This window comes from Enterococcus sp. DIV1375a, assembly GCF_051712205.1.
GTDB lineage: Bacteria > Bacillota > Bacilli > Lactobacillales > Enterococcaceae > Enterococcus > Enterococcus faecalis.
This window is the reverse complement of the sequence record NZ_JBIOOM010000001.1, coordinates 1197776-1212486: the sequence shown is the minus strand read 5'-3', so window position 1 is coordinate 1212486 and position 14711 is coordinate 1197776. Positions and strand designations below refer to the sequence as shown.

General features: G+C 37.1%; 15 protein-coding genes. 3 read left to right on the top strand and 12 right to left on the bottom strand.

Annotated features, from left to right (window positions below):
* Positions 1-52: 52 nt before the first annotated feature.
* The gene (locus IGJ63_RS05930) at positions 53-586 is read left to right on the top strand and encodes a hypothetical protein (RefSeq protein ID WP_002379424.1); all 534 of its coding nucleotides are present in this window, start codon (positions 53-55) and stop codon (positions 584-586) included.
* A 15-nt stretch (positions 587-601) separates the two neighbouring features.
* Here IGJ63_RS05930 and IGJ63_RS05925 read toward each other — a convergent pair whose 3' ends face one another.
* Positions 602-1594: an alpha/beta hydrolase gene (locus IGJ63_RS05925; protein ID WP_438746624.1), complete on the bottom strand. Its 993-nt coding sequence runs from the start codon at positions 1592-1594 to the stop codon at positions 602-604.
* A gap of 145 nt (positions 1595-1739) precedes the next feature.
* The gene (gene lysA, locus IGJ63_RS05920) at positions 1740-3050 is read right to left on the bottom strand and encodes a diaminopimelate decarboxylase (RefSeq protein ID WP_033917967.1); all 1311 of its coding nucleotides are present in this window, start codon (positions 3048-3050) and stop codon (positions 1740-1742) included.
* A gap of 197 nt (positions 3051-3247) precedes the next feature.
* Here lysA and IGJ63_RS05915 point away from each other — a divergent pair, with 197 nt between their 5' ends.
* Complete coding sequence (locus IGJ63_RS05915) at positions 3248-5128, top strand: fructose-bisphosphatase class III (RefSeq protein WP_002365630.1); 1881 nt, start codon at positions 3248-3250, stop codon at positions 5126-5128.
* 94 nt (positions 5129-5222) lie between these two features.
* Positions 5223-6170: a serine hydrolase gene (locus IGJ63_RS05910; protein WP_016615874.1), complete on the top strand. Its 948-nt coding sequence runs from the start codon at positions 5223-5225 to the stop codon at positions 6168-6170.
* Positions 6171-6280: 110 nt separating this feature from the next.
* Here IGJ63_RS05910 and IGJ63_RS05905 read toward each other — a convergent pair whose 3' ends face one another.
* The 10 genes from IGJ63_RS05905 to IGJ63_RS05860 form a co-directional block, all read right to left on the bottom strand.
* Positions 6281-7378, bottom strand: a complete 1098-nt coding sequence (locus tag IGJ63_RS05905) for a hypothetical protein (RefSeq protein ID WP_023895097.1) — start codon at positions 7376-7378, stop codon at positions 6281-6283.
* Positions 7379-7888: an RNA polymerase sigma factor gene (locus IGJ63_RS05900; protein ID WP_023895098.1), complete on the bottom strand. Its 510-nt coding sequence runs from the start codon at positions 7886-7888 to the stop codon at positions 7379-7381. It abuts the gene before it with no gap.
* 138 nt (positions 7889-8026) lie between these two features.
* Positions 8027-8416: a hypothetical protein gene (locus IGJ63_RS05895; protein ID WP_002357671.1), complete on the bottom strand. Its 390-nt coding sequence runs from the start codon at positions 8414-8416 to the stop codon at positions 8027-8029.
* Between the two features lie 74 nt (positions 8417-8490).
* Positions 8491-9126, bottom strand: coding sequence for a V-type ATP synthase subunit D (locus tag IGJ63_RS05890; protein WP_002357673.1), 636 nt, complete (start codon positions 9124-9126; stop codon positions 8491-8493).
* Positions 9127-9130: 4 nt separating this feature from the next.
* Positions 9131-10507, bottom strand: a complete 1377-nt coding sequence (locus IGJ63_RS05885) for a V-type ATP synthase subunit B (protein WP_002357674.1) — start codon at positions 10505-10507, stop codon at positions 9131-9133.
* Entirely contained in the window at positions 10500-12281 is a 1782-nt protein-coding gene (locus IGJ63_RS05880; protein ID WP_002371187.1) for a V-type ATP synthase subunit A, read from the bottom strand. Before IGJ63_RS05880 ends, IGJ63_RS05885 begins: the two co-directional genes overlap by 8 nt.
* A gap of 17 nt (positions 12282-12298) precedes the next feature.
* On the bottom strand, positions 12299-12610 hold the full coding sequence (locus tag IGJ63_RS05875; RefSeq protein WP_002357676.1) for a V-type ATP synthase subunit F: 312 nt from the start codon (positions 12608-12610) through the stop codon (positions 12299-12301).
* Complete coding sequence (locus IGJ63_RS05870) at positions 12600-13601, bottom strand: V-type ATPase subunit (RefSeq protein WP_002363908.1); 1002 nt, start codon at positions 13599-13601, stop codon at positions 12600-12602. Before IGJ63_RS05870 ends, IGJ63_RS05875 begins: the two co-directional genes overlap by 11 nt.
* A 16-nt stretch (positions 13602-13617) precedes the next feature.
* Complete coding sequence (locus IGJ63_RS05865) at positions 13618-14199, bottom strand: V-type ATP synthase subunit E (RefSeq protein ID WP_438746083.1); 582 nt, start codon at positions 14197-14199, stop codon at positions 13618-13620.
* Between the two features lie 16 nt (positions 14200-14215).
* Positions 14216-14689, bottom strand: a complete 474-nt coding sequence (locus tag IGJ63_RS05860; RefSeq protein ID WP_002363905.1) for a V-type ATP synthase subunit K — start codon at positions 14687-14689, stop codon at positions 14216-14218.
* Between the last annotated feature and the right edge of the window lie 22 nt (positions 14690-14711).

Sequence of the window (14711 nt, the reverse complement as noted above, 5' to 3'; positions counted from 1 at the left end):
CAGCTATGGTATAGTCAGAACTACAATTATTTCAAACACGGAGCGACAGTTTATGGAAATGTACCAAGTAATTAGATATTTTTTAAATGAAATGGAGAAAAAGATTTGGCATGCCTTGTTAACATTAGTACTTTTTTGTCTTTATATTTCCATTTTTGATGTTCCTTTTACAATTAAAAATACATTCATCGGCAGACTACTTTTCCCGAAAGCTTTTATGAATGCAGGAAGTGCGAATCTGATTTTTTATTTGATTAGTTTTTTTGGTTTTTTATGGTCAATTTTCATTTTTGCTTATCTATTGAATAAGACACGCCTCAAATTATTAAATAAAACCTTTCCTTATCTTTTGGAAATATTAGAAGTCTGTATTTTGCCTTTAGTGATTCTTTTTGCTTACATTTATATTTATTTGCGGGTCCATGGCGAAGGTTTCAGCTATATACGAGAATCTCTTTTACAGCAAGAGTTAACTTATTCAATGAAATGGTTCCTTTGCCTTGGTAGTTTGGCGCCGTTATTTTTCTTTTTAAGCACTTTAAATTTAGCTAAACGAGTCAGACAAAAAAAAGACATGGGATCATGAAAATCCATGTCTTTTTTAGTCGGATGTTGTTTTTACTGCAGGACAGTTTTCTTCCAAAAATTCAAAAATACTACTGTAATAATTTTCAGGTTCGTAGACACTTGAAGATAAATGTGGTGCTTTAGCAACAATGAGACCTTTTTGTATCCCCTGAGTTGCCGCTAAATTTTCTTCAAACATTGTCATTGGAACAAAGCGATCACCTGTACCGTGAATAAAGAATGTGGGCAACGTATTTTTGTGTAATTGTCTCACGGAAGAAGCGGTTTTCAATTGAAAGCCATAGTTATTTAATGCTAATTGATTAGCAATTGTTAAAATAGGAAAAGCGGGTAAATGAAAAGATTCATGTAGGACGTATTTAAATTCATCATAAACAGAAGTGTAGCCACAATCCACTATTAATCCGCGGACATTCGTTGGTAACTTTTCACCACTTGCCATCATGACAGTAGCCGCTCCCATGGAACCGCCCACTAAAATAATTTCTGCTTCCATATCAATGGCAAGAACTTCACTAATCCAACTTAATAAATCTAACCGATCCAGCCATCCCATCCCAATTTTATTCCCTGAACTTTTCCCGTGCGCACGCAAATCGGGAACTAAAACATTGTAGCCTTCTTCTGCAAAACGTAATGCAGTATATGCCATATCGCGTTTTCCGTTTGAACGATAACCATGCACACAAATCGCCCAACGATGGTTATCTGGATAAGGAATAAAGCACCGTGCATACAATGTTTCATCTTTAATTTTCAACCAACGATCTTCAGCAAAAGACTCTGTCCAAAAAGCTTCGCCTTCTTGTTTTTGTTGTTCTTCTATTTTTGTATATCTTGTTTCCCGTTCTTGAAAATTATCAGGATTTAATAACCGATGCCCTTTTTTATGATACCAAGGGTTGTCTTTAAGCAACGCAATTTTCAAAAAATAATTGGCAATGTAAAAAGAAAAAACAACGCCAATTATTGCAAAAATGATCAGTAACCCGAGGAGCCATTTCATCTGCAAATCACACCCTCTTCTAAAGTATTTCCTTCTTCATTTAATATACTATGGATTTTTCATTTCTGAAAGAAATCACCCTTACATTTTGTTATTTTTTGAAAAAAAACAGCCGTCTCAAAAAGAGGCGGCTACTTTTAATCTATCAACAATCCAACGTTGTCATATCTTCATATGTCTCACGGCGAGCAACTAATTTTGCTTGTCCATCTTCGACAAAAACCACCGCTGGTCGAGGATTTCGGTTGTAATTACTTGCCATTGAATAACCGTAAGCCCCCGTACTGCTAATGGCCAATAAATCCCCTGCTTTAACTTCTGGCAATAAAATATCTCGAAGTAAGACATCTCCTGATTCGCAATATTTACCAACCACTGTGACTTTCTTGACTGAATCATGCCCCTCACGATTCGCTAGAAATCCATCATAAACCGCTTGATACAAAGCAGGCCGTATATTATCACCCATGCCACCATCTACGGAAACAAAATGACGAACACCAGGAACCTCTTTTTGCGCGCCAACTGTATATATCGTTGTGCCCGCTTCGGCAATTAAACTGCGGCCTGGTTCAATCCAAAGCTCAGGCAGTGGATACCCTAATTGTTCACAATGACCTTTCAAGGAATAAACAATTTTTTCAACAAATGTTGCTGGTGCTAATGGCTCATCTTGCTGCGTGTACTGCACACCAAAACCACCACCCATATTTAAAACACGTGCTGTAAATTGATGGACTTGCCGCCAGTCTTCTAAAATAGTGAACATTTTTTCAACAGCAGCTAAAAAGCCTTCCACAGCAAAAATTTGCGAGCCAATATGGCAATGGACCCCTTGTACATCAAAAGAGGGGTTTGATAAAAGACGAACGAGTGCTTCTGTTGCCTGGCCACTTGCAACATCAAAACCAAATTTTGAATCTTCTTGGCCTGTCAAAATGTAATCATGTGTTTCTGCATCCACGCCAGGACTCACCCGAAAAAGAACTTTTTGTGTTTGGTTTCGTGTAGCTAATAATTCTTCCAACAAGTCAATTTCGTAAAAATTATCAATGACAATTGTACCTATTTTGTTATCCAAAGCATAACGTAATTCTTCAGGGGTTTTATTATTTCCATGGAACTCAATTTCCGCTGGCTCCATGCCCCCTTTTAAAGCTGTGAATAGTTCTCCACCAGAGACAACATCACAAGCAATATCTTCTTCCTTTAACACTTGATAAATAGCTAAACAACTAAATGCTTTACTTGCATAAACCACTTTATTTTTGATACCTAATTGATTTAACGTTTGTTTAAAACCACGTGCTTGCGCGCGAATATGAGCGACATCATAGACAAATAACGGCGTCCCGAATTTTTGCGCCAACTTTACGGTGTCATAACCACCGATTTCTAAATGATTTTCCCGATTCATTTTTGCTGTACCAAATAACATGTTTTCCCGCCCCTTCATTTCGTTTTATTAAAAATCATAGCATAAAACCCAGTAGCTTCCTATAATTTTCCACATTTTTCTCTGACTTTCTCCTGTTGCTTTTTTTCGCCAAATAGCCTACAATAATTGGCATACGAATAAAAAACCTTTATTATCAAGACTTTAATCTTTTAAATAAAAATTGGTATATACGAAAAAGAAAGAAGGCAGATGACTTGGCTACACTGAACCGCGATCAACAAATTGAAGAAATTATTAATTTGGAAGCAATTTTGAATTTACCGAAAGGAACAGAACATTTTGTCAGTGATTTACATGGTGAATTTGAAGCTTTTGACCATATTTTAAGAAATGGTTCTGGGCGAATCCGAGAAAAAGTTCAATTTTTATTTAAACAAGAATTAAATGCCCATCAGATGGACGAGCTTTGTTTTATTATCTACTATCCAGAAGAAAAATTAACACTTTTAGAAAATGAAAGCGCCCTCTCTTATGAATGGTGGCTATTAACGATTCGCCGTCTGGTTGAAATCGTCCGTTCTTCTTCGATGAAGTACACACGTTCTAAAGTTCGCAAAGCCCTTCCTGAAACCTATGGGTATATTCTCGAAGAATTGATTTATCAATATGATGAGACAACAACCAAAAACGGTTACTATCAACAAATTATTGAAAAAATTATTTTACTAGGTGAAGCCAAACGTTTCGTGACAGAATTAGCTTATCTAATCCAACGTCTGATTATCGATCACCTACATGTTATTGGGGATATCTATGACCGGGGGCCAGCACCAGATAAAATTATGGACCGATTAATGTCCTATCACTCCTTGGATATTCAACTAGGCAATCATGATATGATTTGGCTGGCTGCTTATAGTGGTTCACTGGCTTGTTTAGCCAATGTAGTACGTATTTGTGCTCGCTATGGAAATTTAGATTTGTTAGAAGAACGTTATGCTATCGATTTAACCGCCTTAAAAAAATTTAGTTTAGAAACGTATAAAGAAAATCCTGCTTTTGCACCCAAGAAAAATCCCTATCGTGCGTTAACTGAAGATGAAAAACAAGTAGCGATGCGTGTGCAACAAGCCATTGCCATTATTCAAGAAAAACTAGAAGGCCAAATTATTGGTCGACGCCCTGATTTTAACTTGGCACATCGGCTACGCCTAGATAAGATTCAAGGGGAAACTATTACTTTTGACGAATGTCGTTATACATTAATTAACAGCTGTTTCCAAACCGTTTCTGAAGAGCAGCCTTACCAATTAACACGTGAGGAAAAACAGATAATTGATGATTTATTAACGCAATTTCAGTCTTCACCGCGGTTAACAAAACACATGCGCTTTCTAATGGAAAAAGCCTCTCTTTACCTTGTGTATAATCAAAATTTATTGATCCACGGCTGTCTGCCTCTGAATGCGGACGGTACTTTTCAAGCTTATACATTTAAAGGCCACTCCTATTCAGGAAAAGCTTTAGTTGACTTCTTTCAGGAAATGTTAGAAGAAGCTTATGCTCAGCCTGCTAGCACAGATGACTATGCAACAGATTGTTTATGGTATCTTTGGTGTGGCGAAGGTTCCTCATTATTTGGTAAACGAGCTATGAAAACCTTCGAGCGTTATTTTCTCGCTGAAAAAGAAACACATTACGAAGAAAAGAATCCTTATTACTCTTTGCGTGATACGGTTGAAGTTTGTGAAAGAATCCTAGATGAATTTGAAGTGACTGGTGAAAATCGACATATCATTAATGGCCATACACCAGTTAAACGAACAAAAGGCGAATCGCCAATCAAAGCAAATGGCACGCTTCTCGTAATTGACGGCGGCTTTTCAAAATCTTATCAGACAATTACTGGGATTGCTGGTTATACATTGTTGTACAACTCGTTTGGTTTACAACTGACCGCGCATAAATCTTTTTCTAGTAAAGAAACAGCCATTTTAAATAATCAAGACATTCATTCCATCAAACAAGTCATCGATCGCCCCTTACAGCGGTTATTGGTGAAAGATACCACTATCGGCAAAGAGCTATTAAAGCAATCGCAAGCACTCCAAAAACAAATGAAACAAAACCAGTAGTGCCGTTAAAAAGACGCTTGCGCTCTTATCCGAAAAATGATTAAATGGAGGAGTTGAGAAAAATATCTATTAGAGAAACGGAAAGGGTTTTACATTGAAGAAACAGCAGCTCTCACTATACGGCATCATTTTCTTTCTTTGCTTTTTCCTAATTGTAGGCTTCTTCTTCTCAAGTCGTGGCGAAGATTATGCCAAAGAATCTGAACAAAAAGTTACAATTGATTCCGCCAAACATGAGAAGCATACGAAAGACAAGGAAGAAAATAATTCAGCAAATACAGTATTTTTTGATAAAATAAATGACCTGCTCGTCGCTTCTGTCAAAGAATTTGAAGGAACGGTCGGGATTAGTTATTTAGATTTGGAAACTGGCGAACAACGTTCTGTGAATGGCCAACATGAATTTTATACAGCTAGTACTATTAAAGTGCCACTGACGATGCTAGTCGCCGACACGGTTGCTTCTGGTCAAAAAAAATGGACAGACCTGATTCCCTATAACGCCGAAGAAGATTATGAAGAAGGAACTGGGATCATTGCCTATAATATCCAACCAGAATATCCATTAAAAACGTTACAAGAATATGCCATCACCTATTCTGATAATATCGCTAAAAATATGCTCTATGACACATTGGGTGGTGATGCAAAAGCAAAACGAGAAATGTATCAGCGTTATTTGCACAAGACACCTTCGATTGAAGAGCCACAATTTTCTTCTGAAGATGCGCTTGTTATTCTACAAAAATTATATACTGAAAAAGCAACAAAACCAGATTACCAAACGATTTATGATTCTATGAAACAAAGTGTTTTCCATGAAAGAATGGAAACTCCCACAACTCAAGGAAAAGTTGCTCATAAAATTGGTTCCTATGATGAATTTATTCATGATATGGGGATTTTAGAAACACCTCATCCCTTTGCTTTAGCAATTTTTACTAAAGGACCTGATAATGCTAAGAGTGCTGCGTTTATTGCTTCAGTGACAGATAAGCTATGGCAATTACAGGTGTCTGAATATCCTAATGATAACCATTGATAATGAAAATAAAAGCATCTTTTTTTAATGACAACGCTCAATAAAAAAGATGCTTTTATTAGTAGTTATATTAATTAAAATATTTGTATTTCCCATAACCTTTTTAGCAATTATTTCTGAGTATTTTTTAACTCCAACGAACCTAATTCTTTTCCTGCTGCATCATCTTCATAAGAATTTCTAACGATTACTTTATATAATGACTTATGATCCAAACTACTTAAGTCAAAAGAAATGTTAATTGTAGCATCTTCCCCTTTATTAAAGCCACTACCAATTTGACGTGCAATAGGTATCTCAAGACCGTTTTTATAAACTGAAATTAGAATCTCACGACTTTTTTTATTTTTTTCTGGATTTGGAATGTCCATAATCAGCGTAGTTTGAAGCGCATCACTTTGGGCCTTAATATTTTTAATTTTTTTCACGTTTTTAATGCTAGGTATCGTTTCTTTCATAATGGGTTGGTAAGGAATTTTAAACGTCCAATCGCCTTGATACTCTAATTCATTCTCAACACTAAAAGATCGGCTACTTGCTTTGATTGCTTCTTTTAATTCATTATCATGCTGTTCTTGATCTTCCCAAGCTAATCGGTAGATATGAAGCGTTAATTGATCTTGACTAACAAGTTTTTGCTTATTGAAAGTTGAAATCACTGAACCATAAAAAACATCCTTCTCGATTCTATATAACGATGTTGAACTTACACCCCCAAATAAATCTTCTTTGCTTCCTTCTCTAAATAACCCTAGTTGAATATCTTGAGAATAATTATTTCTAGCGATTTTTTTCTGTAATAACTCTTTTAATTTCTGATCTTTAATCTTAAATTGATAATCAAACGCCATTTTATTTTTTGTCGATACAAATTTTGTTAATACGATTTCTTGCTCATTTTGTACACTCCGCAATTCTAGTTTTGTTGGAACACCAGAAGATTCTACTGTTTGAACACCGGTATCTTGACTAATCCCCAATACCTCTTCTATGGCACGTCCAATGGGTGTTTTTACTATCAAAGTAAAAGTGGTAGCAATACTAATTAGCCCTATAATTAAATGTTTACGCGATATTTTTTTCTTTGGCTGTCTGTATTGTTTTATTTCTCCCATTAATATCTTAGTTCTTTGTGTGTTTAAACGTTCTATTGTTTCTAAAGGCATCTTTTTTTCATATTTTAATATATCACTTCGTTTTCTATCCATTTACCATGTCTCCTTTAAATATGTCCTTAATTTTTTTCGACCACGAGAAAGGCGAATTTTGATGGTATTTGTTGAAACATCAAGTTGCTGAGCGATTTCTTTTATACTAAGGCCAACATAATAGTACATAACTAGCGGAACGCGATAATTATCAGGTAATTTATGTAATCCTTTATCCAAATCATATAAATCATCAAAAGCAGGAACAAGAGAATAAGTATCCATCCAGTGAGTTGTTTTCTGCTTTTCTCTAAAAATATTTTGAACTTGGTTTAACATTATTTTAAAAATCCATGAATTAAACGCATATTCATTTTTTAATGTTGTTATTTTTTCCCATGCACATAGTTCAGTTTCTTGTAAACAATCAGCAACGTCGACTTCGTTTAATAGCATTTTATATGCAGCATTGTATAAAACTTTTTCATATTTTTGACAAAGGTGAACAAATGCTTGTCCATCTCCTTTTTTTGCTTTCTGAACTAATTTTTTTGTTGAAATTTTATCCATAAAACACCTCTTTTCATTTAACTAACTATTAGACGTTAAGTATCTGTAAAAGGTTTCATATTTTTATAAAAAAAATATCTGGGACAAAAGTCATTTTGACTACTGTCCCAGATACTAAAATTCACAATGAGTAGCTGGCTACTTTACAGACAACAACTTCGTAAAACGTTCTGCCAACATTTGGTGGGCATCAATTTTTTTGGTTCCTTGTGCTTTTGCTGCAAAACTAGCAAAGTTTAAGCCAGCCCCAAATAGTTGTAACGCACCGTTGCCTAAATCTCCCTTTTTAAGAGCTTCAAGCCCATCTTCGATAAATTGGTTACTTTCATCTAAATGACACTCAGGAAGATATTTCACGCCGTGATGATATCGTTTTACATTCAGAATGATTTGCTTCGCGGCTTCTTCTGAAATAGCCGCTCCCAAGTTTAACAGTAGCTCATTGATTGGTTCCACCAAGCGAGCATAGTCACTTTCATACTTTTGACAATTCAGTGCAATCGCTTTGCGGCGTTCTTCATTTTTCATTTTTTCCACTCCCTTTTTTATTAAAAACGAGCCCGAAAGCTACCAACTGGCTTCGCACTCGTTCTTTCTAACCACTAATTTTCTTTGTTCATGCTTTTAATTTTAATTAAACGTGTAATTTCGCCACGTTCATTTTCTTCTAATTTCATTTGAATGTAGTAAATTGTTTCTTCTAATTGTGGAATCGTCATATACTCTAAGGCGTTGACACGACGACGCGTTTTTTCAATTTCTTTTGATAATAATTGGCACGTCTTTTCAACATTTGCAAGTGCTAATAATTTCGGTAAAATGCTTGAAATTTTAGCAAAAGCTTGATCAAGCTCGCTGTTTGAATTCACATAGCCATAATCTAAGGGTGCTTCTTGAACCGATTCATCGTAATCAAAAATCATTTTAGGAACTGGCACACTTAAGATGTTCTGTTCAATAATTTCTAATTCAACTTTTTCGGCTGGAATTGCCACTAACTCTTCAATAAAAGCTTCGTTCAACGTTGCGTTTGCCAATACAAAATTTGATAACGCATCCGTTACTTCTTGTTCAACCTGAATACGTAACTCATTGTTTTCTTTGACTAGCGCAATAAACCGTCGCATCAATTCATCTTGTTTGTCTTTCAGCAACTTATGACCTCTCGTGGCCGTAGTTAACTGTTTTTTTAATCGGGAAAGTTCCATACGGGTTGGATTAACATTTAATCGAGCCATTTTTCTACTTCCCTTCAGTTAAATATTGATCGAGCATATCCTCTTTAATTCGTTTTAGTTCTGTTCTCGGTAGCATACTTAATAGTTCCCATCCAAGATCTAACGTTTCTTCAATCGAACGGTTTGTATCGAATCCTTGATTGACATATTCTTCTTCAAAACGTTGGGCAAAAGCTGCGTAAATTTTATCGACATCGGAAAGAGCTGATTCTCCTAAAATGACAGCTAATTCTTTGGCTTGTTTCCCTTGTGCATAGGCTGAGAACAATTGATTCATCGTTGCTGCGTGATCCCCGCGCGTTTTGCCTTCGCCAGTTCCTTTGTCTTTAAGACGGGAAAGTGATGGCAATACATCAATTGGTGGTTGGATACCGCTCTTATATAGTTCCCGGGACAAGATAATTTGCCCTTCTGTAATATAGCCAGTTAAATCGGGAATTGGATGTGTTTTATCCTCCTCTGGCATTGTTAAAATAGGAATCTGTGTTACGGAACCTTTTGAGCCACGAATTCGGCCTGCTCGTTCATACAACGTTGCTAAGTTCGTGTAAAGATAACCCGGGTAACCACGACGTCCTGGAACTTCACGGCGTGCTGCTGAAATTTCTCGCAACGCTTCGCAATAATTGGTCATATCCGTCATGATAACTAAGACATGCATGCCCTTTTCATAAGCTAAATATTCAGCGGCTGTCAAAGCCATTCTAGGTGTTGCAATCCGTTCAATGGCTGGATCATTCGCTAAGTTCATAAACAAGACTGAACGATCAATTGCGCCTGTTTGACGGAAATCTTCCATAAAATATTCCGCTTCTTCAAAGGTAATCCCAATGGCCGCAAAAACTACGGCAAATTCTTCTTCACTATTTAACACGTTGGCTTGTCTGGCAATTTGTGCCGCTAATTCTTTATGAGGTAAGCCAGATGCTGAAAAAACAGGTAATTTTTGACCACGAACTAAGGTATTTAAATGGTCAATCGCTGAAATCCCTGTTTGGATGAACTCATCGGGATAATCACGAGCAACTGGATTGATAACTTCGCCGTTAATATCTAATTTTTTCTCAGGTAATAATTCTGGTCCATTATCTTTTAAGCGACCTAAGCCGTCAAAAACGCGCCCCATCATATCTGGCGAAACCCCTAATTCTAAAGGATGTCCCAGAAAGCGAACTTTTGAATCACGAATATTGATATTACTCGTTCCTTCAAAAATTTGGACCATCGCTTTATCTCCATTGATTTCTAAAACTTGCCCTTGACGAATTTCGCCATTTTGCATGCGTACTTCAATTAATTCTTCGTACTTTACGCCTGCCACTTTTTCAACAATCATCAGAGGACCAACGACTTCATTGATTGTGCGATATTCTTTAATCATTCGTCATTCCTCCTTCAGCAATGATTTCTTTTATCGTTGTTTTAATTTCTGCTTGTAAACGATCCAATTTTTCTAATTCTTCTTCTGGTAAATACTTGCTACGAGCAATGCGATCACGGATTTCAACTGTTCCCGCCATTAACTCAGAGAAATAAGTGCCTAAACTTAAGGCTTTTTGACCTTCTTCACCAAAAGTTAGAATCAATTGCAACATTTTCGCTTGTTTGGTTCGAGAAGTGAACGTATCCACGTCATCAAAAGCATTTTGTTGCAAATAGTCTTCCCGTAATGATTTGGCTGTTTCCAACGTTAAACGGTCTTTATCCGACAAGGAATCAATCCCAACCAAGCGAACAATTTCTTCCAGTTGAGATTCTTCTTGTAAAATCCGCATCCCTTCAGCTACCATAGCGGCCCAGTTCCCTTGCAATTCCAAGTCTAAATATTGCCCTACTTCTGTGGAGTAAAGAGAATAACTTTGCAACCAGTTAATAGAAGGAAAATGACGTTTTTGTGCTAATTGAGAATCTAAGCCCCAGAATACTTTAACAACGCGTAACGTATTTTGTGTGACAGGTTCTGATATGTCCCCACCAGATGGCGAAACCGCACTAATCGCCGTAATGCTTCCTTCACGATGATCTTTTCCTAACGCGATGACTTGTCCTGCTCGTTCATAATATTCAGCTAAGCGACTACCTAAATAGGCTGGATAGCCTTCATCACCAGGCATTTCTTCTAACCGACCACTCATTTCTCGTAACGCTTCTGCCCAACGAGAAGTAGAATCCGCCATAATTGCGACTGAGTAACCCATATCACGGAAATATTCTGCAATGGTAATCCCTGTATAAATCGAGGCTTCCCGTGCCGCTACCGGCATATTTGACGTATTCGCAATTAAAATCGTCCGATTCATCAAAGACTCACCAGTTGTTGGATCAATTAATTCTGGAAATTCATTTAAAACATCTGTCATTTCATTCCCGCGTTCCCCACAACCAACGTAAACGACTAAGTCGACATCGGCCCACTTGGCAATTTGGTGCTGAACGACTGTTTTTCCAGCGCCAAATGGTCCTGGAACTGCTGCCGCTCCTCCTTTCGTAATTGGGAAAAAGGTATCAATTACGCGTTGTCCGGTCACCATCGGTACTTTGGGACTTAGTTTTTCTAAAATGGGACGTCCCCGCCGAACGGGCCATTTTTGCATCATGCTAAAACTTTCTGTTCCTTTAGCCGTCTCCACTGAGTAAACTGTTTCATCAATGGCAAAGTCACCTGCTTTAATTTCGGCAATCGTTCCTGAAACGCCGAAAGGCACCATAATTTTATGTTGAATAATCGGTGTTTCTTGAACCACACCGACGATGTCACCTGCCGACACTTCTTCACCAACTGCCACAGTCGGTTCAAACGTCCATTTTTTCTCACGATCTAACGCATCAATTTTAACGCCACGGCCTAAAAAGTTACTGTGGGTTACTTCTTGAAATGTATCCAATGGTCGTTGAATACCATCAAACATTTCGGCAATTAAACCTGGGGCTAATTCAACAGATAATGGTTCTCCTGTTGAAATAACTGGTTCTCCTGGTCCAATGCCTGTTGTTTCTTCATATACTTGAATCGAAGCGACGTCGCCTCGCATTTCAATAATCTCTCCGATAACGCCTAAATCTCCTACATGACAAATGTCTTGGATACTAGCATCTGACATGTTTTCAGCTAAAATCAAAGGGCCTGAAACTTTGACAATTTTTCCAATTTGCACGCTCATTCTCCTTTGCATTATAAAATATTTTGTCCAATTGCTTTTTCAACATTTTTTTCAATCTCACTTAAACCGATTCCGATTGTACCATTATGACTTGGGATTAAAATAATCGCTGGTGTCACTTGTTCTTTGTATCGTTCAATCGTTTCTTCTGCTAAAGTAGAGGCTTCTTCCGTTATGAAAATGACCCCAAACTTATTTTTTGCCATAGTTTCAATGGCTTCTCTAACTTGCATTTCTGAAATGGCATGATGGACCTCAAAGCCAAACAGTTTAAATGGTAAGATTGAATTTTTGTCTCCAATGACACCAATTTTATACCCCATTGACTTTTCGCATCCTTTCTCGAATTTTTTCATTTGAAAACCCACTATGTTTTCCGACCAAAATTAAACGTAGATTTTTCCATTCAACCTCTTTCGCATTCAAAAAGGCTAGTAATGGGAGCGGCCCAAAAGCAACCGTTCGCCCGTTTTCATACATTGAGGTCAGGTAATCATCTTTGAGTTTTTCAAAAGCCAATAAATTTAATTCATTGGTTTCTTTATTGATAATCTTTTCTAATAGTTGTCCGTAATTCGTTGTTCTGACAAATGCTGTAAATTCTACAAGTGACTTTTCCGCATAGGTCAACAGCTCTTTCTTTGAGAGACTGCCAGCGCTAGAAAGCACGGTTGATAAAAAGTTACTGTTTTGATGTTGAACAATCCCTCTAGCCATCGTTGATAGATTGGTTAAATCAATAAAAGCGATGACTTCCTTCGTTAACTCTTCATAGCCCAATTCATCCGCTAATTTTCGCTGTTGCTGTAAAAATGCTCGATCATAAAGGATATCAATTGCTTGCGGCAAACCGCCTTCTTCCAGATAGGCAAAAACATCACGAATCACTTCTAACAACGCTGGTTCAAGTTCGGAAGAGTTTTTTGTATGAATGGCACTTTTGACTGTGTTTAGAGAATAACGACCATCTTCTAAATAAAGATAATCAAAATCTTTACCTGTTCGCTCAGCTTTCGTCAAAATTTTCAAGTTATGGAAGGTAAAACGCATCGTATACAACGTTACTACAGCTGGTTCTGGAGCCATTTCATATAACCAGCGATAAAGACTTCCCAGCGCTTCAGAAGAATGGTAGTCAAATTTTTCTTCAAAAGTTTCGGTTAAATAAGGTTGATAAACCGTACTTTTTAACATATTTTTAACGTCTTCAACTGTTTCCGCTTCTAAAAGTTGTTGAAACTGTTGCTCAGAAAGCAGCTCCGTTTCTTTTAAACGAATCAGCGGATTAATTTGATGATACGTTGGTTTTCTCATGCTACGTCCTCCCTTCTTAACTGAAAAGTTTTTCTGCTACTTTAAAGCCTTCTGTTTTTTGAATCTCTTCAACTAATGCTGAAAAGAGAAAATTATAATCCAAACCGTCTTTTGCAACGACAAAGCCACTTTCTTTTGGAACAACTTCCTCTGAAAGCTCCCATTGAACAGTAGCATCAGAAAGGGCGGTCAGCCATTCTTGCGTCACTTTCGTTTGAGAATACTCGCCTAAAAGAATGGTGGCTTTTCCTGTTAATTCAAGTGAACCTAATTGTGCTTTCATAAATTGTTGAAATTCTTCCGCTGACCATTCACTCATCTTTAAGACCACTTCGTCAAATAATTGGTTAAGATATGCTTGTTTTTTATTTAATGCATCCTGACGAATTTCTAGTGTTTGCCGTTGTTGGCGTTGTTTAAATTCTTTTAATAATTGTTGTTGTCGTTTTTCTATTTCATGTTCTTGCTTCAGCAAAATTTCTTGTTGTGCTGCTTGGAATTCTTGATCGATGCGCGTTTGTTCACTGGTGACATAGGCTTCGACTTCTTGCTTTCCTTGCTGCTTAATTTCACTGATGATTTTTTCAATGGCATCCATCCATCTACCTCCTCAATTATTTGACGTTCAATACAAGTAAGAAGGAAATTACGAACCCTAAGATGGCATAAGTTTCAACCATGGCAGCATAGATAATTCCTTTTGTTGCATGTTCTGGTTTCTTCGCTAAAATTTGGATCCCCGCAGCGGCTACACGACCTTGGGCAATCCCAGAGAACAATCCTGCAAAAGCAATTGGTAAAGCTGCTACAAAATAGTTCAATCCTTGAACCATACTCATATCGTTTCCTAAGTTAATATAAATTAAGAAAGCAATAACGAAACCGTACAGTCCTTGTGTACCTGGTAATAACTGTAAAATTAACGCTTGACCAAATTTTTCTGGCTGCTCCGTCGTTAAAGCTGCTGCTGCTTCCCCAGTAAAGCCAACCCCTTTGGCTGATCCAATCCCAGCAAAAATTGTCGCCATCGCCATTCCTAATACTGCAAAAACAATTCCACCATTATTATTAATTAAGTAATCCATCATCTCTATTTTCCTCCAATAAATA